Origin of the sequence: Sphingomonas sp. Leaf4 (assembly GCF_920939515.1) — a bacterium.
Lineage (GTDB): Bacteria > Pseudomonadota > Alphaproteobacteria > Sphingomonadales > Sphingomonadaceae > Sphingomonas.
On the sequence record NZ_CAKLBB010000012.1, the window covers coordinates 64,725 to 83,828 of the forward strand.

Annotated in this window: 13 protein-coding genes; 3 read left to right on the plus strand and 10 right to left on the minus strand. The window is 67.3% G+C overall.

The window, feature by feature from the left end; genetic code table 11:
* Nucleotides 1-33 precede the first annotated feature (33 nt).
* Nucleotides 34-2,781, minus strand: coding sequence for a TonB-dependent receptor (locus LRA89_RS16915; protein ID WP_230772129.1), 2,748 nt, complete (start codon nucleotides 2,779-2,781; stop codon nucleotides 34-36).
* A 176-nt stretch (nucleotides 2,782-2,957) separates the two neighbouring features.
* On the opposite strand from LRA89_RS16915, the gene LRA89_RS16920 reads away from it, so the two are divergent.
* Together LRA89_RS16920 and LRA89_RS16925 are read left to right on the plus strand one after the other, a co-directional pair.
* Nucleotides 2,958-3,980 (plus strand): LacI family DNA-binding transcriptional regulator, encoded by a 1,023-nt coding sequence (locus LRA89_RS16920; RefSeq protein WP_230772130.1) that lies wholly within the window; start codon nucleotides 2,958-2,960, stop codon nucleotides 3,978-3,980.
* 156 nt (nucleotides 3,981-4,136) lie between these two features.
* Complete coding sequence (locus LRA89_RS16925) at nucleotides 4,137-4,505, plus strand: MerC domain-containing protein (protein WP_056492503.1); 369 nt, start codon at nucleotides 4,137-4,139, stop codon at nucleotides 4,503-4,505.
* 5 nt (nucleotides 4,506-4,510) lie between these two features.
* Here LRA89_RS16925 and LRA89_RS16930 read toward each other — a convergent pair whose 3' ends face one another.
* The 6 genes from LRA89_RS16930 to LRA89_RS16955 all read right to left on the minus strand — a co-directional run bounded on the left by LRA89_RS16930 (nucleotide 4,511) and on the right by LRA89_RS16955 (nucleotide 11,844).
* The gene (locus LRA89_RS16930; protein ID WP_230772131.1) at nucleotides 4,511-5,401 is read right to left on the minus strand and encodes an SMP-30/gluconolactonase/LRE family protein; all 891 of its coding nucleotides are present in this window, start codon (nucleotides 5,399-5,401) and stop codon (nucleotides 4,511-4,513) included.
* Between the two features lies 1 nt (nucleotide 5,402).
* Nucleotides 5,403-6,197, minus strand: coding sequence for an SDR family NAD(P)-dependent oxidoreductase (locus LRA89_RS16935; protein WP_055756707.1), 795 nt, complete (start codon nucleotides 6,195-6,197; stop codon nucleotides 5,403-5,405).
* Nucleotides 6,198-6,220: 23 nt separating this feature from the next.
* Entirely contained in the window at nucleotides 6,221-7,360 is a 1,140-nt protein-coding gene (locus LRA89_RS16940; RefSeq protein WP_230772132.1) for a fumarylacetoacetate hydrolase family protein, read from the minus strand.
* Between the two features lie 12 nt (nucleotides 7,361-7,372).
* Nucleotides 7,373-9,166, minus strand: coding sequence for an IlvD/Edd family dehydratase (locus LRA89_RS16945; protein ID WP_443025003.1), 1,794 nt, complete (start codon nucleotides 9,164-9,166; stop codon nucleotides 7,373-7,375).
* Nucleotides 9,167-9,239: 73 nt separating this feature from the next.
* Nucleotides 9,240-10,646, minus strand: a complete 1,407-nt coding sequence (locus LRA89_RS16950) for a sugar porter family MFS transporter (RefSeq protein ID WP_055757365.1) — start codon at nucleotides 10,644-10,646, stop codon at nucleotides 9,240-9,242.
* A gap of 82 nt (nucleotides 10,647-10,728) precedes the next feature.
* Entirely contained in the window at nucleotides 10,729-11,844 is a 1,116-nt protein-coding gene (locus LRA89_RS16955; protein ID WP_055756712.1) for a LacI family DNA-binding transcriptional regulator, read from the minus strand.
* A gap of 157 nt (nucleotides 11,845-12,001) precedes the next feature.
* Here LRA89_RS16955 and LRA89_RS16960 point away from each other — a divergent pair, with 157 nt between their 5' ends.
* Nucleotides 12,002-14,401, plus strand: a complete 2,400-nt coding sequence (locus tag LRA89_RS16960; protein ID WP_230772134.1) for a glycoside hydrolase family 3 N-terminal domain-containing protein — start codon at nucleotides 12,002-12,004, stop codon at nucleotides 14,399-14,401.
* A gap of 117 nt (nucleotides 14,402-14,518) precedes the next feature.
* Here LRA89_RS16960 and LRA89_RS16965 read toward each other — a convergent pair whose 3' ends face one another.
* Genes LRA89_RS16965 through LRA89_RS16975 form a run of 3 tightly spaced genes read right to left on the minus strand, consistent with a single transcriptional unit; the run spans nucleotide 14,519 to nucleotide 18,980 of the window.
* On the minus strand, nucleotides 14,519-16,024 hold the full coding sequence (locus LRA89_RS16965; protein ID WP_268934937.1) for a tryptophan halogenase family protein: 1,506 nt from the start codon (nucleotides 16,022-16,024) through the stop codon (nucleotides 14,519-14,521).
* A complete protein-coding gene (locus LRA89_RS16970; protein WP_230772135.1) occupies nucleotides 16,021-17,493 on the minus strand; it encodes a tryptophan 7-halogenase in 1,473 nt (490 codons plus the stop codon). The genes LRA89_RS16965 and LRA89_RS16970 overlap by 4 nt, the downstream gene beginning before the upstream one ends.
* Nucleotides 17,490-18,980 carry a tryptophan halogenase family protein gene (locus LRA89_RS16975; RefSeq protein WP_230772136.1) on the minus strand — a complete coding sequence of 497 codons (1,491 nt, stop codon included), beginning with the start codon at nucleotides 18,978-18,980 and terminating at the stop codon, nucleotides 17,490-17,492. The genes LRA89_RS16970 and LRA89_RS16975 overlap by 4 nt, the downstream gene beginning before the upstream one ends.
* Nucleotides 18,981-19,104: the final 124 nt, after the last annotated feature.

Consider the following 19,104-nt stretch of genomic DNA (forward strand, 5'->3'; position numbering starts at 1 on the left):
CCCCGCCCGCCCGCCAACGCGCGGGGCGATCGATCAGAACCGGAAGGATGCCCCGGCAAGGAAGCGCCTGCCATAGGTCTGATAGTCGATGATCGCGAGATCGTAGGACGGATCGGCGGTGGCGAAGCGTTCGTTGGTCAGGTTCTGGCCCTGCACGAACACCGACAATCCTTCGAGCGCGGTGCCCTTCTGGAAGTCATAGCCGATCTGCGCGTCGAGGATCGTTTCGTCCAATGCGCGGCGACGCTGGCGGTTGCCACCGAAGCCTGACAGTTCGCCGACGAAGGTCGAGCGATACCGCGCCGATCCGCGCGCGCTGAACCCCCATTTCTCGAAATAGGCGGTGCCGTTGATGACCCATTTCGAATAGCCGGGAATGTCCTCCGCCGCGCTGGTCGGGGTCGGGCGGATCTGCGTCTTGGTCCACGATCCGCCACCGGTGACGCCAAAGCCGTCGAGCGCGCCGATGATGGTGCCGAGCGGCAGGGTGGTCGCCAGTTCGACGCCATAGATGCTGCCGCCCTCGCCGTTGATCGGCACGTCCGACCGGCCGAGCGTCGGCGTTCCGGCGGGCGTGCCGGTCGGCGTCGGGAACCCGCCGAAGTCGAACGGGATCGTCTGGTTATAGACGAATGACTTCAGGTCCTTGTAAAAGCCCTGCACCGCGATGTAGCCCGCGCGGCCGAAATATTTCTCGACCGTCAGATCGAACGAGTTCGACCGGATCGGGCGGAGATAGGGGTTGCCGCCACCGCCGGTGATGATCCGTTCGGCCACGTTATAGCCATAGCCCTGCGACACGCGCATGTCGTCGAGCCGGGGGCGCTGCACCTGCCGCGCGGCACCGGCGCGGAACACCCAGTCGCCCGGCGTCCGCAGCGACAGGTTGATGCTCGGCAGCACGTCCCAGTAATCGGTCCCGCGAATGGTCGGCAGCAGCGCGCCGTTGGCCGCGACGAGGCCCGAGGATTTTTGTTCGGTCGCTACCGCCTGCACGCCGAGATTGCCGGTCAGTTGCGACGCGCCGATCTCCTGATCGATGTCCGCCTGGGCGTACATCGTCATCAGGTCCTCGGCGATGCGAAACGCCTTGGCGGCGACGTCGGGGCTGATGTTGCGGCTGAGCGAATAGATGCCGCCACCCAGCAGGTCGCGCGGATCATAGCTGAGCATCGGCCCCAGCCCCAGATAATCGAGACTGGTCGATTCCTTGCGATACTGGTCGGGCAGGCGCAACTGGCGTTGCCCGCCAGCCAACACCAGCAGCGATTCGTTCGGGCTCAGCGACTTGTCGCGATCGGTGTAGTTGAGGCCGGCCTTCACCGCGCCGAAGAAGCCGTCAAGTTCCTTTTCAACCTCGAAACGGTACTGGGCGATGCGATCCTTGACCACGCGGTCGTTGAAATAGCCCGCCTGCAGATTGCTGCCGCCCCAGCCGAGCGGATCGGTGAGCAGGATCAGGTTGGGATCGGAATAGTTCAGCGTCGGCTGGAACCGGGTGCCGGTTTCGCCGCTGGTGAAGCGGATCGTGTCCTTCGCGCCGACATTCTGGCCATAGCCGGTGCCGGCATAGCTTTCGAGGATGATCTCCTCGCGGTCGGTCTTGGAATAGCTGGCGTCGAGCGTCGCGTTCCAGCCGTCGTCGCCGCGCCACGCCATGTTGTAGCCGAACGAATAGAGCTTGGCCTTGCGCTCGAACGCATCGTTGCGCACCACGCCCTCGACGTTGCCGAACGTGCCGGCGGTGACGAACCCGTCGCTGTTGGCGGTCGTGTTGGTCAGCTTCACGCCGTTGGGCTTGTCGGCCTGGTTGAAGTCCTGACCATAGCCCAGCGGCAGTTCGATGCCGCGCTTCAACTGGTCGTCGTTGAAATCCGAAAAGAAGCCGTCGAGCGTTACGGTCAGGTTCGGCACCGGCTTGTACTGGAGCGTGCCCGACAGGCCGAGGCGCTTGAGCCGGGTCGAGGTGACGTACGACTTCGATCCGCCGATCACGCCCTGCCCGTTGAAACCGGCATAGCCCCAGGCGTTGAATTCCTGGATCTGGTACGGCTCGTCGAGATAATTGCCCGACAGCGCGATGCCGATCGTCTCGTCGGCGAACTGGTCGATATAGGTGCCCGAGACGCGGTAGCCCTTGTCGCGCGATCCTTCGTTCAGCGCGCCCATATCGGCATAGGTGCCGCGCCCGCCGATCGAGATCGCGCGGCGGCCATATTCCAGCGGCCGGACGGTGCGCAGGTCGACCGTGCCCGACAGCCCCTGCCCGACGAGGTTCGCCTGACCGGTCTTGTAGACCAGCACCTGGCTCATGATTTCGGCGGGATACTGGTCGTATTCGACCGCGCGATTGTCCCCGGTCGAGGTCTGTTCGCGGCCGTTGAGCAGTGTGGTCGAAAAGTCGGGCGCGAAACCGCGGATCGAGATCGCGTTCGAGCGGCCCGAGACGCGCTGCGAGGTCAAACCCGGCAGGCGGGCGATCGATTCGGCGATCGATGCATCGGGCAGCTTGCCGATGTCCTCCGCCGAGATCGATTCGACGACGATGTCGCGGTTCTTCTTTTCGGCGACGGCATTCTCGAGGCTGGCGCGGAAGCCGGTGACGACGATGTCGGCGCCTTCGTCGGTCGCGTCGGTCTGCGTCGTATCGGGGTTGGGGGTGGTCGTCGCGGTCTGCGCGAAGGCAGCCGTCGCGCCGAACCATGCACCGGCGATCAACGCGCCCCGGCTGACGTTGCGTGCCAGCCTGGCGTACGCCGGCGCTTGCGACGAATACCGCATCTTTACTTCCCCTCCATGATCGCCTGATTCCCCGGCTCTTTCGTCCGGTTCGTCCGTACCCGTCCTTTGAAACCTCAGGCCATCAAAGGGAAGCGGATGACATACGTATTCAATCCACGCTTCCGCTCGGGGCGAACCGGGGGTAGACGGGGCCGGGATACGGGAGAGGATGCTTCATGGCGGTGGGCGACAAGCCGACCTCGTTCGACATCGCCGCGCTGGCCGGGGTGTCGCAACCGACGGTCAGCCGGGCGCTGCGCGGCGACCGGTCGGTCAGCGCCGCCACCCGCCTGCGGATCGAGGCGATCGCGCGCCAGTTGAACTACAAGGTCGACAAGAACGCCTCGGCGCTGCGGCGCGGCAGCACCTCGACGCTGGCGCTGCTGTTCTTCGACGATCCGGCGCCGGACGGATCGCGGATCAACCCGTTCTTCCTGTCGATGCTGGGGTCGATCCTGCATACCTGCGGCGCGCGCGGCTATGATCTGCTAACCTCGTTCCAGCAATTGTCCGCCGACTGGCATGTCGATTACGAGGACAGCCGCAAGGCCGACGGGCTGATCCTGCTCGGCTATGGCGACTTCGACGATTATTCGCGACGGCTCGACCAGTTGGTGGCGCAGGGAACGCATTTCGTCCGCTGGGGATCGCCCGATCCGGCGCATCCGGGCAGCGTGGTCGGCTGCGACAATATCGCCGGCGGGCGCGATGCCGGCGCACATCTGCTGGCGCGGGGCCGCCGGCGGATCGCCTTCCTCGGCGATGCGTCGAGCCAGTATCCCGAATCGCGCGACCGCTACCGGGGACTGGCCTCGGCGCTGCGCGAGGCGGGACTGGCGGTCGATCCGGGGCTTCAGGTGGATGCACTGTCGAGCGAGGCGTCGGGCTATGACGCGGCCCGGCGGCTGATCGCACGCGACATCGCCTTCGATGCGATCTTCGCCGCATCGGACATGATCGCGCTGGGCGCGGTCCGCGCGCTGGGCGAAGCGGGGCGCACCGTGCCGGGCGACGTCGCGATCGTCGGCTTCGACGACATCCCCGCCGCCAGCCTTGCCCAGCCGCCGCTGACCACCATCCGCCAGGATTATGCGCGCGCGGGCGAACTGCTGGTCGACATGCTCATCCGTCGCGTCGCCCGGCGCGAGACAGAGCCGGTACTGCTGCGCCCTGATCTGGTCGTCCGCAAATCGAGCTAGAGTCGATCGATCGTCAGCTATTCCTGGTTTTGTTCTTGACCGAAAAGGCCATCCGCATCGTCACCCCGGACTTGTTCCGGGGTGACGATGGAGCGTGAACGTCGATCCCGCTCAGGCCCCTTGCGCACAATGATACAAAGTATCATTTACGCCGACATGAACCATCGCCCGTTTCTCGACCGTGTCGCGGTCGGCACCTCGTTGCTGTGCCTCCTCCACTGCATCGGCCTGCCGATCCTGATCGCGCTGCTGCCCGCGCTCGCCAGCGTCCTGCCGGTCGGTGAGGGGGTGCATGTCGTGCTGCTGCTCACCGCCCTGCCCGTCAGCGGCGTCGCGCTGGTCGGCGGCTACCGTGCGCATGGCCGGATCGTGCCCGTAGCACTCGGCACGGTCGGGCTGGCGGCACTGGCCGGCGGCGTGGCGCTCGCCAGCACGCCGGCGATCGAAACCGCCTGCACCGTCGCCGGCAGCCTCGCGCTGGCGATGGCGCATGTCGGCAACTGGCGCGGGCTGCGGACCGCCTGAGGCGGTCAGATACCGACCGAAATCTCGGTCCCGCGCACGCCCGGCACGTCGACCGTGAAGCTGAACAGATTGCCGGCCAGCGGTTGCGCCGCCGCCTGATCGGCATCGTGATGCTTGTTGGCGGTCGTCGCGAACACGGTCTTGCGGTCCGGCCCGCCAAACGCGACCTTGGTGATCGCGTCGACCGGCATGGCGATCGTCTCGAGCAACTCGCCCTTGGGCGAATAGCGGCGGATGCCCCACCCGGCGTAAAGACCGATCCACACGCAACCCTCCGCATCGACGCAGGGACCGTCGGGATAGCCTTCCTCGTTCGGGATCGTCACGAACACCCGGCGATCGGTCAGCGACCCGTCGTCGGCGATGGTGCAGGCATAGACGATGCCGCCCAGCGTATCGACGTGATACAGCGTCCGGCCATCGGGGCACACCGCCGGGCCGTTGGTGATAGAAACCTTCGGCGTCGATGCGACCGCCTTGCCATCGGCGCCGAGGCGATAGATCGCCCCGGTCGCGGCGCTCTCGCCATCGTCCATCGTGCCGAACCATAGCCGGCCGAACCGGTCGACCGTCGCGTCGTTCAGCCGGTTGGTCGGCAGCGACGGTTCGGGATCGACCAGCAGCTCGAACCCGCCCGTCACCGGATCGAAGCGGTGCAGCCCGGTCTGCAACCCGGCGATGAACTTGCCGTCGGCCGACGGCAGCACGAAGCCGCACTGCGCCGGCGCGGCCCAGCTCCGCCGTTCGCCGCTTGCCGGATCGAACCGGTGGACGCGCGGCGTCTTGATGCAGCCGAACCACAGCGCCGCGTCACGATTGACCCAGATCGGCCCTTCGAGCAGCGGGGCATGCAGATCCCAAACGCTGACCGGTTCGCTGCGCTGTACCTTGCTCATCCTATCGCCATCCTGCATCCACGAAGAAACTGTGCCCGGTTATCAGCCGGGCATCGTCCGACGCAAGGAACAGGATCATCGCCGCAATGTCCCCGGCGACCAGCCGACCGTTCAGGCATTGCGCCTTGACGATCTCCGCTTCACCCTCGGGCGTGTACCATTTGAGCTGGCGCGGCGTGCGGACGTTGCCGGGAATGACGCAGACCGAACGGATGCCGTCGCCGCCCAACTCGCGCGCGAACGACCGGGTCAGCCCCTCGATCGCCGCCTTCGCGGTCTGGTACAGCGTCAGTTCCTCCAGCGCGAGGTGCCAACTGATCGACCCCATGTTGACGATCACACCCGCACCCTTGGCCTTCATGCCGGGGATCACCGCCTGCGCGGCGAAGAACAGGTGGCGCAGGTTCACGCCCATCCGGTTGTCCCAATAGGCCTCGTCGACCTGTTCGATCGTGTGGCGATCGTCGCTGGCGGCGTTGTTGACCAGCACGTCGAACTCGCCGCCCTCGGCGATGGCATCGGCGATCGCGGTCTTGAGCGCGGCAAGATCGGTCAGGTCGACCCGCTTGAACGCCGGAGTCGGCCCGGCCCCGGCCAGTTCCGCGATCAGCGCGCGCGAATCCTCCTCGGCGATGTCGAAGAAGGTGACATGCGCGCCTTGCCGCACGAAGCCTTCGACCACGCCTGCCCCGATCCCCGATCCGCCGCCGGTGATGAGCACGCGCTTGCCGCCAAGCGAGGGAAAGGACGCGCGGGCTTCGGGCGCGATCGGGTAGGCGAAATCGTCAGGCGACATGGAAGTTTCCAGCAAAGAGGGGGTCAGGCGGCGATCAGGCCACGGCGCGCAAGATTGCGCATCAGGTCGCGGATGCCGAAGCCCCACGGCGCGGCCGCCTTCGACGTGGTAACGGTGTTGACCAGTTCGCCGAGCGACGGCGTGGAAATCCGCACCACGTCGCCGGGCTTGTGGGTGAAGCCGCGGCCCGGCTCGTCGCGGTCCTGCACTGGCGCGAACAACGTGCCGAGGAACAGGACGAAACCGTCGGGATATTGATGCTCGGACAGCGCCTGGCGCACCAGATCCTCGGGATCGCGGCTGATCTCGCGCATCGTGCTGGTGCCGGTCAGCACATAGCCCTCGGGACCGTCGATGCGCAGGTCGACGACGGCGTCGCGCACCGTGTCCATCGTGAAGTCGCCATCGAACAGGCGGATGAACGGACCGATGCCGGTCGAGGCGTTGTTGTCCTTCGCCTTGCCGAGCAGCAGCGCCGAGCGCCCCTCGAAATCGCGCAGGTTGACGTCGTTGCCCAGCGTCGCGCCGACCGACCTGCCGTCGCTGGTGGCGACGATCACGATTTCCGGCTCGGGGTTGTTCCACGACGAATCCGAACGGATGCCGACGTCCCCGCCCCAGCCGATCGTCGAGAGCACCGGTGCCTTGGTGAACACCTCCGCATCGGGGCCGATCGCGACCTCCAGATATTGCGACCACATGCCCGCCTCGATCAGCGCGGCCTTCAGTTCGGCCGCCTCGGCCGATCCCGGCTTCACCGAACGGATGCCGCCGCCGATGCGCGCTTCCAGCTCGCCACGGATGCCCTGCGCGGCATCGGCATCGCCGCGCGCGCGTTCCTCGATCACCCGCTCCAGCGCGGAGACGGCGAAGGTGACGCCCGCCGCCTTCACGCACTGCAGGTCGATCGGCGACAGGATCGGCGGATGCTCGCCCGCCGGGTCGGCCAGCGCCGCCGTGTCGCACACCACCGGACCGTCGAGCGCAGCGACGTCGCTGCGCTCCAGCAGGTCGGCGACGGTCGCGGCGTGCGCCGACACGTCGATCACCTTACCCTGCTTCACGACGACCGGGGTCGGTCCGTCGGCCAGTTGCATCCGCCCGACGAGCAGCGCCTGGTCATGATCGGCCGGCAGCATCCGCGCGGCATGTTCGGTCTTCATGGTCGTGCTTCCTCAGTGGTTGTGGCGCGGTGTCGTTTCCGACGTCCGGCGATAGTTGAGCGCGAGGTCGAACACGCCGCCTTCGCCCAGTTGGCCGACCTTCTCGCGGTAGATTTCCTCCCACGGCGTCTGGCTCGGCGGAACCGGCGGAATGCCGTCGGCCTTGCGGCGTTCGATCTCGTCCGCCTCGACCAGCATGTCGCAGCGGCCGTGGTTCAAATCGATGCGGATCGTATCCCCGGTGCGCAGCCACGCGAGGCCCCCGCCGACCGCGCTTTCGGGCGAGGCGTTGAGGATCGACGGACTGTCCGACGTGCCCGATTGCCGCCCGTCGCCGATCGTCGGCAGGCTCTGGATTCCGCGTTGCAGGAGGGCTGCGGGCGGCTGCATGTTGGTGACTTCGGCAGAGCCGGGCCAGCCGATCACGCCCGCGCCGCGAATAACGAGGATGCAGTTCTCGTCGATGTCGAGCGCCGGATCGTCGATCCGGTGGTGATAATCGTCCGACCCGTCGAACACGATCGCGCGGCCCTCGAAACAGCCTTCGTGGCCGGGACGCGACAGATAGCGTTCGCGGAAATCGGGGCCGATCACGCTCGTCTTCATGATCGCCACGTCGAACAGATTGCCCGACAGGACGAGGAACCCTGCCTGTTCCTTGAGTGGCTGGTCATAGGGGCGGATGACTTCGCGGTCGGTGACGGGTCGGTGCGCGACGTTCTCTCCCAGCGTCCGGCCGGTCACGGTCGCGACGCTGCCGTCGACCTTCCCCGCCGCGATCAGTTCGGACAGCACCGCCGACACGCCGCCGGCACGGTGGAACCGTTCGCCGAGGAAGCGCCCGGCAGGCTGCACGTCGACCAGCAGCGGCAGATCATAGCCATAGTCCATCCAGTCGGACGGGTTCAGCTCAATGTCGGCATGGCGCGCCATCGCGTGCAGGTGCGGGTGGGCATTCGACGATCCACCGATCGCGGTGATGAGCGCGATGGCGTTCAGGAACGACTGGCGCGTCAGGATTTTCGACGGGCGCAGGTCGTCATACGCCATCTCGACGATGCGGCGGCCGGTTTCATAGGCGATCTGCCCGCGTTCGCGATACGGCGCGGGGATGGCGGCGCACCCCGGCAACGACATGCCCAGCCCCTCGGCGATGGCGTTCATCGTCGATGCGGTGCCCATGGTGTTGCAATGCCCCGCTGACGGTGCCGACGCGGTGGCGGCTTCGAGGAATTCCTCCTCGGTCATCTCGCCCGCCGCCATCTTGCGCCGCGACCGCCAGATGACCGTGCCCGATCCGACCAGTTCGCCGTCGTGCCACCCATCGAGCATCGGCCCGCCCGACAGCACGATCGCCGGAATATCGACCGTCGAGGCGGCCATGATCGCCGACGGCGTGGTTTTGTCGCACCCGGTGGTCAGCACGACCGCGTCGATCGGATAGCCGTTGAGGATTTCAACCAGCCCCAGATAGGCGAGGTTGCGATCGATCGCGGCGGTCGGCCGGCGGCAGTTCTCGAAGATCGGGTGCGTCGGGAATTCCATCGGAATGCCGCCCGCCGCCTCGATCCCCGCCTTCACCCGCTTGACCGTCTCCAGGTGGATGCGGTTGCACGGCGTCAGGTCCGATCCCGACTGGGCGATGCCGATGATCGGCCGCCCGCTCGTCAGTTCCTTGGGCGTGATGCCATAGTTCATGAACCGTTCGAGATAGAGCGCGGCCATGTCGAGCCGACCGGGTGCGGCGAACCATTCGCGCGATCGGAACGGACGGGCGGGAGTGCGGGTCATGTGGGCTACTCGCATCAGAAGGTGGCCCCGCCGCAGCGGGGCCAAAGTTTACAAAGTTTACACTAGCGACGGGGTCGGGTCCGAGCCGTCAGCCGCGCATTTCCTCCAGTTCCTTGCCGTTCGTCTCCTGAATGAAGCGCAGGACGAGGAAGAAGCTGATCGCGGCGAAGGTGGCGTAGAAGCCATAGGTGATGGTGAGGCCCAGCCCCGCCGCCATGACCGGGAAGGTCCAGGTGATGACGAAGTTCGCGAACCACTGCGCGAAACCGCACACCGCCAGCGCCGATCCGCGGATCTGGTTCGGGAACATCTCGCCGAGCATCACCCACATGATCGGGCCCCAGCTCACGTTGAAGAACACGACATACAGGTTGGCGGCGATCAGCGCGGTGGTGCCGAGGCCCGCCGACAATTGCAGCTTGCCCGCCGCGTCCAGCGTGCCGTTGTGGAAGCAATAGACGAGCGCGAACAGCGTCACCGCCATGCCCGCCGACCCGATCAGCAGCAGCGGCTTGCGCCCGATCCTGTCGACCAGCCCGACCGTGACGAAGCACGCCGCGATCGAGACGAGGCCCGACACGATGTTGATCTGGAGCGACTGGTCCTCGGTGAAGCCGGCGAGCTGCCACAGCGTCGCGCCGTAATAGAAGATCACGTTGATGCCGACCAACTGCTGGAACACCGCCAGCAACAGCCCGGCCCACACGATCGGGCGGATGCCGCCCTTCGCGTCCTTGATGTCCGACAGACGCGGACGGTGATCCTTGTCGAAGCTCGCCGCGATCTCGCCCAGCTTGTGCTGCGCCGATGCCGGGCCGAACAGGCGGGTCAGCACGATCCGTGCCTCGTCCAGCCGCCCCTTCTGCACCAGGAAGCGCGGGCTTTCGGGAATGAAGGTCAGCGCGACGAGGAACACGGCCGCCGGGATCGCCTGCATCCAGTACATCCAGCGCCATGCTTCATAGCCGCCCCACCAGATGCCGGTCGACGATCCGGCGGCCTGCGCCAGATAATAGTTCACGACGAACGCGGCGGTGAGGCCGGTGATAATCATGATCTGCTGGATCGTCGTCATCCGCCCGCGGATGTTCGCGGGGGCGACTTCGGAGATATAGGCGGGTGAGAGCACCGATGCCGCGCCGACCGCCATGCCGCCCATGAAGCGGGCGACGATGAACACCATCTGGACGTGGCTGAACCCCTGGATGATCGCGCCGATCAGGAACAGGATCGCCGAGAGCATCATGACCTTGCGGCGGCCCATCGTGTCGGCCAGCTTGCCCGCAAGGAACGCGCCGACGAAACACCCGACCAATAGCGACCCGACGGTCAGGCCAAGGCCGTTCTCGGTCAGGTTGAACGCCGATTTCAGCCCTTCCTGCGTCCCGTTGACCGCACCGCTGTCATAGCCGAACAACAGCCCCCCGATCGTCGCCACCGCGACGATCGCGATGACGAGCGCGATATTCACGCGCTCCCCGCTCGCCTGCACCATCCCCATCCACTCCCTGCATCACCGCTGCTCAAGACAGCGTGTTAGCGGTAACGGTGGCGAATTATTCCGACAAATGCAAGCGTCAGCGCGCAGCGGCGATCCGCTTTGCGACGACCCGCCGTTTGGGCGGCACGGCGTCGGCCTGCGGGACCGGCGCGGGGCCGGCGGACTCGCGCACGATCAGTTCATGGTCGAGGATGCGTTCCTCGGCGACGCGCGACTGGCCGGCGCGCTGGTCGCGGATGCGGGCGAGCAGCAGTTCGACCGCCGCCTCGGCCATCGCCGCGATCGGCTGACGCACCGTCGTGATCTCCGGCCATGTCGTCGTCGCGAGCGAGGTGTCGTCGAACCCGACGATGCTGAGATCATCGGGAACGTGCAGTCCGCGCCGGTGCGCGACGCTGATGACCGCCGCCGCCATGTCGTCGTTGCTGGCGAAGATCGCCTGCGGACGATCCGGCCGGTCGATCAGCCGTTCGCCCGCGACCATCCCCGAACGGAAGGTGAAATAGCCCTGCTCGACCGGCATGTCGGCAAGGTCGAGCCCCGCCGCCTCGATCGCCGCGACGAAGCCGCGCCAGCGTTCGCCGCTGGCGCCGTTGTTGGGATTGCCGCGAATGAAGCCGATCCGGCGATGCCCCTGATCGAGCAGGTGCCGCGTCATCGCCTTGGCCGCCGCGAAATCGTCGATCCGCACCGCCAGCCGCCCCGGCTGCGCCACGCCGATCGCCACCGCGACCGACGGGATGCCCGCCGCGTCGAGTTCGGCCTGCACTGGCGCCGAATCGGACAGCGGCGGCGGCAGGATGACCCCCTGCACCGCCGTCGAGGCGAAACGCCGCGTCGCCTCCGCCTGCGCCTCGGCGCTCTCGCCCTCGCAGGGTTCGAGGACGAGGTGACAGCCGACCTTGCGCGCGCCTTCCAGCGCGCCGATCAGGAAGTTCGACAGATAGGCGAGCGACGGGTTGGCATAGAGCAGCCCGATCTGCGTCGCATCGCCCGCCGCCAGGCTGCGCGCCGCGCTGTTCGGCCAATAGTTCAGCCGCTCGATCGCTTCGTTGACCGCCTCGCGGGTCGATTCGCGGACGTTCACGCCGCCGTTGACCACGCGCGACACGGTCATCGCCGACACGCCCGCCGCCCGTGCCACATCCTGTACGGTAACGCTCCCACGACTGCGGCGGCTCGGCTTGTCCATGGTCGGCTGTGGCTCCTTCCCAGTCAGGCGTATGACTTGCCGCCGCCGATTGCAATCGCGGCATCGGTTGACGCCCTGTTGTGGCGCAGATAGTTGATAGCGCTACCAATAGACGCGGCACCAACGCCGCGCGCCGAAATGATCCGGGAGAGAGTTGATGCCCCTTCGCACCGCGCCTGTCGCTCTGGCGCTCGCCTGCCTGCTCGCCACCACCGCCGCCGTACCACTCGTCGCCCAGCCACGCGCGACGCAGGGTGAACGGCCACGCTACAAGGACGCCTCGCAGCCGGTCGACGTCCGGGTCGAGGACCTGCTGGCGCGGATGACGCTGGAGGAAAAGGTCGCGCAGATGATCGGCATCTGGGAAAAGAAGGGCGACATCCAGAACGCGGCGGGCGATTTCGATCCCGCCAAGGCGAGCCGGGTTTTCCCCGACAGCGTCGGCCAGATCACCCGCCCCTCCGACAAGCGCGGCGTCACCGCCGGCAACAACGCCGCCGGTGTCGCCGCCAATCAGGTGAACCGCACGGCGCGCGAAACCGCCGACTACACCAACGCCGCGCAGCGCTGGGCAGTCGAGCGGACCCGGCTCGGCATCCCGCTCATCCTGCACGAAGAGGCGCTGCACGGCTATGTCGCGCGCGACGCGACCAGCTTTCCGCAGTCGATCGCGCTCGCCTCGTCGTGGGACCCGGCGCTGGTCGAACGGGTGTTCGGCGTGGCCGCGCGCGAGATGCGCGCGCGCGGCGCCAATCTCGCGCTCGCCCCGGTCGTCGATGTCGCGCGCGATCCGCGCTGGGGCCGGATCGAGGAAACGTACGGCGAGGACCCGCATCTCGTGTCCGAAATGGGGCTGGCGGCGATCAAGGGATTCCAGGGCACCACCCTCCCGCTCGCGCCGACCAAGGTCATGGTGACATTGAAGCACATGACCGGCCACGGCCAGCCCGAGAACGGCACCAACGTCGGCCCGGCGAACATCTCGGAACGCACGCTGCGCGAGAATTTCTTCCCGCCGTTCGAACGCGCGGTGAAGGAACTGCCGGTGCAGGCGGTGATGGCGTCGTACAACGAGATCGACGGCATCCCCAGCCATGCGAACAAATGGCTGCTGGGCGACGTGCTGCGCGGCGAATGGGGCTATAAGGGGTCGGTGGTCAGCGACTATTTCGCGATCAAGGAGCTGAACACCCGGCACAAGCTGTACGGCACCGACATGGCCGCCGCCGGCCGCCGCGCGCTCGACGCCGGGGTCGACATGGAACTGCCCGATGCCGATGGCTGGTCGACGCTGGCGGCGATGGTGAAGTCGGGGCAGGTCCCGCAGGCGCAGGTCGACACCGCCGTCCGCCGTATCCTGACGATGAAGTTCCAGATGGGGTTGTTCGAAAATCCCTATGTCGACGCGCGCACCGCCGATGCGAAGACCGCGACGCCGGACGCGATCGCACTGGCGCGCGAGGCGGCGGTACGCTCGCTGGTACTGCTGAAGAACCGGAACAACCTGTTGCCGCTCGATCCGGCGAAGGTGGGCAAGATGCTGGTCGTCGGCACCCATGCCCGCGACACCCCGATCGGCGGCTATTCGGACGTGCCGCGCCATGTCGTCAGCGTGCTGGAGGGCATGCAGAAAGCCGCCGCCGGCCGCTTCGCCGTCGACTATGCCGAGGGGGTCCGCCTGACCCGCAGCCGGCAATGGGCCGCCGACAAGGTCGAACTGGTCCCCGAAGCCGAGAACGCGCCGCTGATCGAGGAAGCCGTGGCCAAGGCGGCGCAGGCCGACACGATCCTGCTGGTGCTGGGCCAGAACGAGCAACTGAGCCGCGAGGCATGGGCCGACGCGCATCTGGGCGACCGGCAGAAACTCGACCTGATCGGATCGCAGAACGAACTCGCCCGGCGGCTGTTCGCTACCGGCAAGCCGGTGGTGGTCGTGCTGCTGAACGGCGGGCCGCTGGCGGCGACCTACATCGACGCGACCGCGCCGGCGATCCTCGAAGGCTGGTATCTGGGGCAGGAGACCGGCAACGCCGTGGCAGACGTGGTGCTCGGCCGCGCCAATCCCGGCGGCAAGCTGCCGGTATCGGTCCCGCGCAGCGAGGGGCAGTTGCCGATCTTCTACAACCACAAGCCGACGTCGCGGCGCGGCTATCTGTTCGACAGCACCGCCCCGCTCTACCCGTTCGGTTACGGCCTGTCCTACACCCGGTTCGACGTCGGCGCACCGCGCCTCGCCAAGGCGACGATCGGGTTGAACGAAAGCGTGCAGGTGGCGGTCGACGTCACCAACACCGGCGCGCGCGTGGGCGACGAGGTGGTCCAGCTCTATATCCACGACGACGAGGCGAGCGTGACGCGGCCGGTGCTGGAGTTGAAGCATTTCCAGCGGGTGACGCTGAAACCCGGCGAACGGCGGACGGTGACGTTCGACATCAAGCCGGCCGACCTGTCGCTGTGGAACGTCGCGATGCAGCGCGTGATCGAACCCGGCACCTTCACCATCAGCGCGGGCAACAGCTCGACCAGCCTCAAAGCGACGACGCTGACCGTCCGCTGAGTGCCACTCCCCTCCCTGACAAGGGAGGGGTCGGGGGTGGGTCGGTTGGTGGCGGGCGATCCATTCCCTCGCAGGCCGACCCACCCCCAGCCCCTCCCTTGTCAGGGAGGGGAGCAGCTATCCCGCTTGGCAGTTCGCGCGAATGAACTCCCGGTGCGTCGGCATATACGCCGCCGATGCCGCGATCGCCTCGCGGATATGGCGCAGCCGTTCGCGCGTCTCGTCGAGCGTCAGCGTGTCGGCGATCGGGTCATGGCCGTTCGTCCGCAGCCCTTGGCCCTGCATTACCGCGAACCAGCTTGTGTCGTTGAACAGTTCCTCATTCTCGCGGAACGTGCGGCCGCGGCTCTGGAACACGCGCATCTTTTCGGCCAGCCGCTCGGGAATATCCATCGTCCGGCAGTGGTTCCAGAACGCCGAATCGTCGCGCTCGGTCGCGTGATAATGCAGGATCAGGAAGTCGCGGATCTCGGCATATTCGGTGGCGAGGATGCGGTTGTAGCGCGCCACCTCGGCCGGATCGCAGCGGCGGTCGGGGAACATCGCCATCAGCCGCGACAGCCCCGACTGGATCAGCCAGATGCTGGTCGATTCGAGCGGTTCGAGGAACCCCGACGACAGCCCGATCGCGACGCAGTTTTTGATCCACACCCGATCGCGGTGGCCGGTGCGGAACGGCACGAAGCGCGGATCGGCCAGCGGTTCGCCGTCGAGGTTGGCGAGCAGGATCGCCGTCGCCTCGTCGTCGCTCATATGCGTGCTGCTGAACACATGGCCGTTGCCGATGCGGTGTTGCAGCGGAATGCGCCATTGCCACCCCGCTGCCCGCGCGGTCGACCGGGTGAACGGATCGAGCCTCTCGCCCCCCGCGCACGGCACCGCGACCGCCCGGTCGCACGGCAGCCAGTGCGACCAGTCGACGAACCCCGCCCCCAGCGTCTGGTCGATCAACAGCCCGCGAAACCCCGAGCAGTCGATGAACAGGTCGCCCTCGATCCGGCGATCGTCGTCCAGCACGACCGCGTCGATGAAGCCGTTCTCGGGGCGCAGCTCGACCCGCTCGATCTTCCCTTCGTGGCGCACCACGCCGCGCGCCTCGGCATAGCGACGCAGGTAGCGCGCATAGAGGCCGGCATCGAAATGGAAGGCATAGGGAATGTCGCTGAGCGGCGAATTGCCCGCATCGATCGCGCGCATGAACTTGGCGTCGGCACTCGCCACCGCCTGCAACGACCATGGCTCGATCGCCGGCGCCTCACCCAATGCATGGAGCCGCAGCCAATAGGCGTGGAACGAGATGCCGTTCATGTTGACGCCGTAGCTGCCGAACGGATGGAAATAGCGGTGGCCGATCCGCGTCCAGTCGACGAATTCGATGCCGAGCTTGAAGGTGCCTTTCGTCTCGCGCAGGAACTCGTTCTCGTCGATGCCCAGCATCCGGTTGAACGTCGCCATCTGCGGGATGGTCGCCTCCCCCACCCCGACCGTGCCGATCGCGTCGGATTCGACGAGGTGGATCTCGCAATAGTTCGGCCCCAGCAGCCGCGCGAAGGTGGAAGCCGCCATCCAGCCGGCGGTGCCGCCGCCGACGATGACGATGCGGCGGATCGCCTGGTCGTTCACGAAGCCTGTCTCCGGTCATGGATCGCGCGCAGCGCCGTGCCATGCGTCGGCATGGCACGGACGCTATGCACGATCGCCTCGCGCAGTCGCGCGAAATGTCGCTCCAGCCGTTCGGGCGGCAGATGATCGGTCAGCGCGTCGCGCCGCTCGGCGACCACGCCGTTCGCGTCGAACAACATCGCCCATTCGCCATCGGCGAACATTTCGTCGTCGAGCCGGCTGATCCGTCCGCGACTGCGATACTGGTCGAGCTTCCATGCCGCGCCATCGGGCAACGGCGCATCGGCTACCGCCCGCCACATCGGTTCGGGGCGATCGGCCAGCGCATAGTGCAGCAGCGCGAAATCGCGGGTCCGCTCGACCATCGCTCCCATCCGGCGGTCATATTCGGCGGCGAGCAGCGGTTCGTGCGCCCGTTCGGGAAACAGCGCCAGCAGCCGTTCGACACCGGCCGCCAGCAGGTCGAGCGCGACCGGGTGAAGCGGATCGATCCCCGCCGCCGCCGCACCCATCGCGACGACGTTGCCGTCCCAGAAACGCTCGCACCGCCCGGCGCGCACCGGCATCTCGTCGAGCACCGGCAGCGCAAGGTCGCGCGCGGCGGCATCGCGTGGACCAAATCCGCTCGCCACGAACAGCACGTCGCCCCGCGCGCCATCGATCGCGACGCTCGATCGCCAGCCGGTGGCGGTGGCCCCGCCATGGGTGAAGGGCATCGGCGGTTGCGGATCGCGCGCGACGCCGACCAGCGCCCGGTCGCAGGGGAACCAGCGCCGCCAGTCGTGCCAGCCATGGCCGGCGGCAAGCAACGCCTGCGCGCCGGTCAGGTCGACGAACAGGTCGCCGGTCACGATCCGTCCGTCGTTCAGCCGCAGGCGGGTCCGCTCCTGTCGTTCGACCTGGGCGACCGGGACGGTATCGAACCGCACGCCCAGCGCCATCGCCTGTCGCCGGAACAGCGTCGCCAGCCGGTCGCTGTCGAACGTCAGCCCATGGTCGAGCGCCGACAGCGGCGACGCGGGGTCGTCGCCGGGCCGGGCGAAGCGATCGGACTGGGCGGCAACGGCGGCGATGGCGAAGTCGGCCGGGGTGGCGCGGTGCCCCTCGCTGCGCCAGCGGTGCAGTAGATGATGGAACGCCACCGATCCGATCGGCGCGCCAATATCACCGTGCGGCAACATCCAGCCATGGGCGGCACCGCGCCACCCGCTGAACGCCTGCCCCAGCGAGAAGGCGCCGCCGGTCGCGGCCAGCACCGCGTCCTCCGCCAGCCCCAGTTCGGCCAACACCGCGCGGAACGCCGGCCGCGTCGCGATCGTCGCGCCGACCGGTCCCAGCCCATGGGCGTCGTCCCCGCCGGGCAAGACCATGATGCGCGCGCTGTCCTTCGTCCGCAGCGCGAGCATCGCCGCCGCGAGCGCCGCGCCCAGACCGTTGCCGACGATCACGATCGATCGCGGACCGCTCATGCCGCCAGCCCCAGTGCCGCCGCATGACCCGGCAACCCGTCGGCCGCTGCGCCATAGCGCGACGCCATCGCGGCCAGCAGCGCGGCGGCCTCCCCCTCCCCGGTCGTCAGCACGCGCGGATCGACGCGATGCGGCACCACCCGCTGCCCGAGATAGACCGCCAGCCAGCTCGGTTCGAGAAACATGCCGTCGGCATAGGGGGCAACGACGCCACGTTCCCGGAAAAGTGCCAGTTGCGTCGCCAGACTGTCGGGCACGTCCATCGTCCTGCAATGATTCCAGAAGGGCGAATCGTCGCGCTCGGTCGCGTGGTAATGCAGGATCAGGAAGTCGCGCACCCGGTCATATTCGCGCGCCATCAGCCGGTCGAACTCGGCGGCGTCGCGCGGGTCCCAGTCCCCTTGCGGCAACAGGTCGAGCAGCCGGCCGATCGCCAACTGGATCAGATGGATCGAGGTCGATTCGAGCGGTTCGAGGAAGCCGGCGGACAGCCCGATCGCGACGGTATTGCCGATCCATTGCCGCCGCCTGCGCCCGGTGGTGAAGCGCAACCGGTTGGGCTCGGCGATCGGCGGTCCGTCCAGCCCCGCCAGCAACGCCGCCAGCGCGGCATCATCATCGATGAACCCGCTCGAATAGACATGGCCGTTGCCGACGCGGTGCTGGAGTGGAATGCGCCATGCCCAGCCTGCCGACAGCGCGGTGGCGCGGGTATAGGGGGAAATCGGCCCGGTCGTGGCGCAGGGCATGGCGATCGCCCGGTCGCACGGCAGCCACCGGGTCCATTCGTCATAGCCGGCGTGCAGCGCCTGTTCGATCAGCAGCCCGCGAAATCCCGAACAGTCGACGAACAGGTCGCCGCCGACCGTCCGGCCGTCATCCAGCCGGACCGATTCGACGAAACCGTCGTTCCGCAACGCGACATCGACCACCCGCCCTTCCTGACGCATCACGCCGCGCGCCTCGGCGAACGCGCGCAGATAGCGGCCGTACAGCCCGGCATCGAACTGATAGGCATAGGAATAGGTCGATAGCAGCGAATGCGGATCGGGGTCGGGATGGGCGAAACGATCGGCACGCGCCGCCCGGATCGGCAGCGAGAACGCCTCGAACGGGGCCGCCTGCCCCGCCTTGTGCAACCGCACCCAATGCTGGTGGAAATCGACCCCGTCGATCGGCGCGCCATAGGCGCCGAAGGGATGGATATAGCTGTCGCCGATCCGGCCCCAGTCGCGAAACTCGATGCCGAGTTTGAAGGTCGCGTTGGTGCGGCTGAGAAAATCGGCTTCGTCGATGCCGAGTGCCGCGTTGAAATGGCGGATGTGCGGCACGGTCGCCTCGCCCACCCCGACCGTTCCGATCGCCTCGGATTCGATCAGGGTGATCGCGACACCGCTTCCCAGTTTCGCCGACAGCGCGGCAGCGGTCATCCAGCCGGCGGTGCCACCGCCGACGATCACGATCCGCCGAATGAGCGGGACCTGCATATCCTCTCCACCGTGCGATGTTAGCGCTCGCAACATTTTCGGCCCTATCTTGCCCGTTCATCGGAAGCACGGCCTATCATACTTTGGTCTATGGCAGTCGCTTGAGTCGCAAAGCCCCCGAATT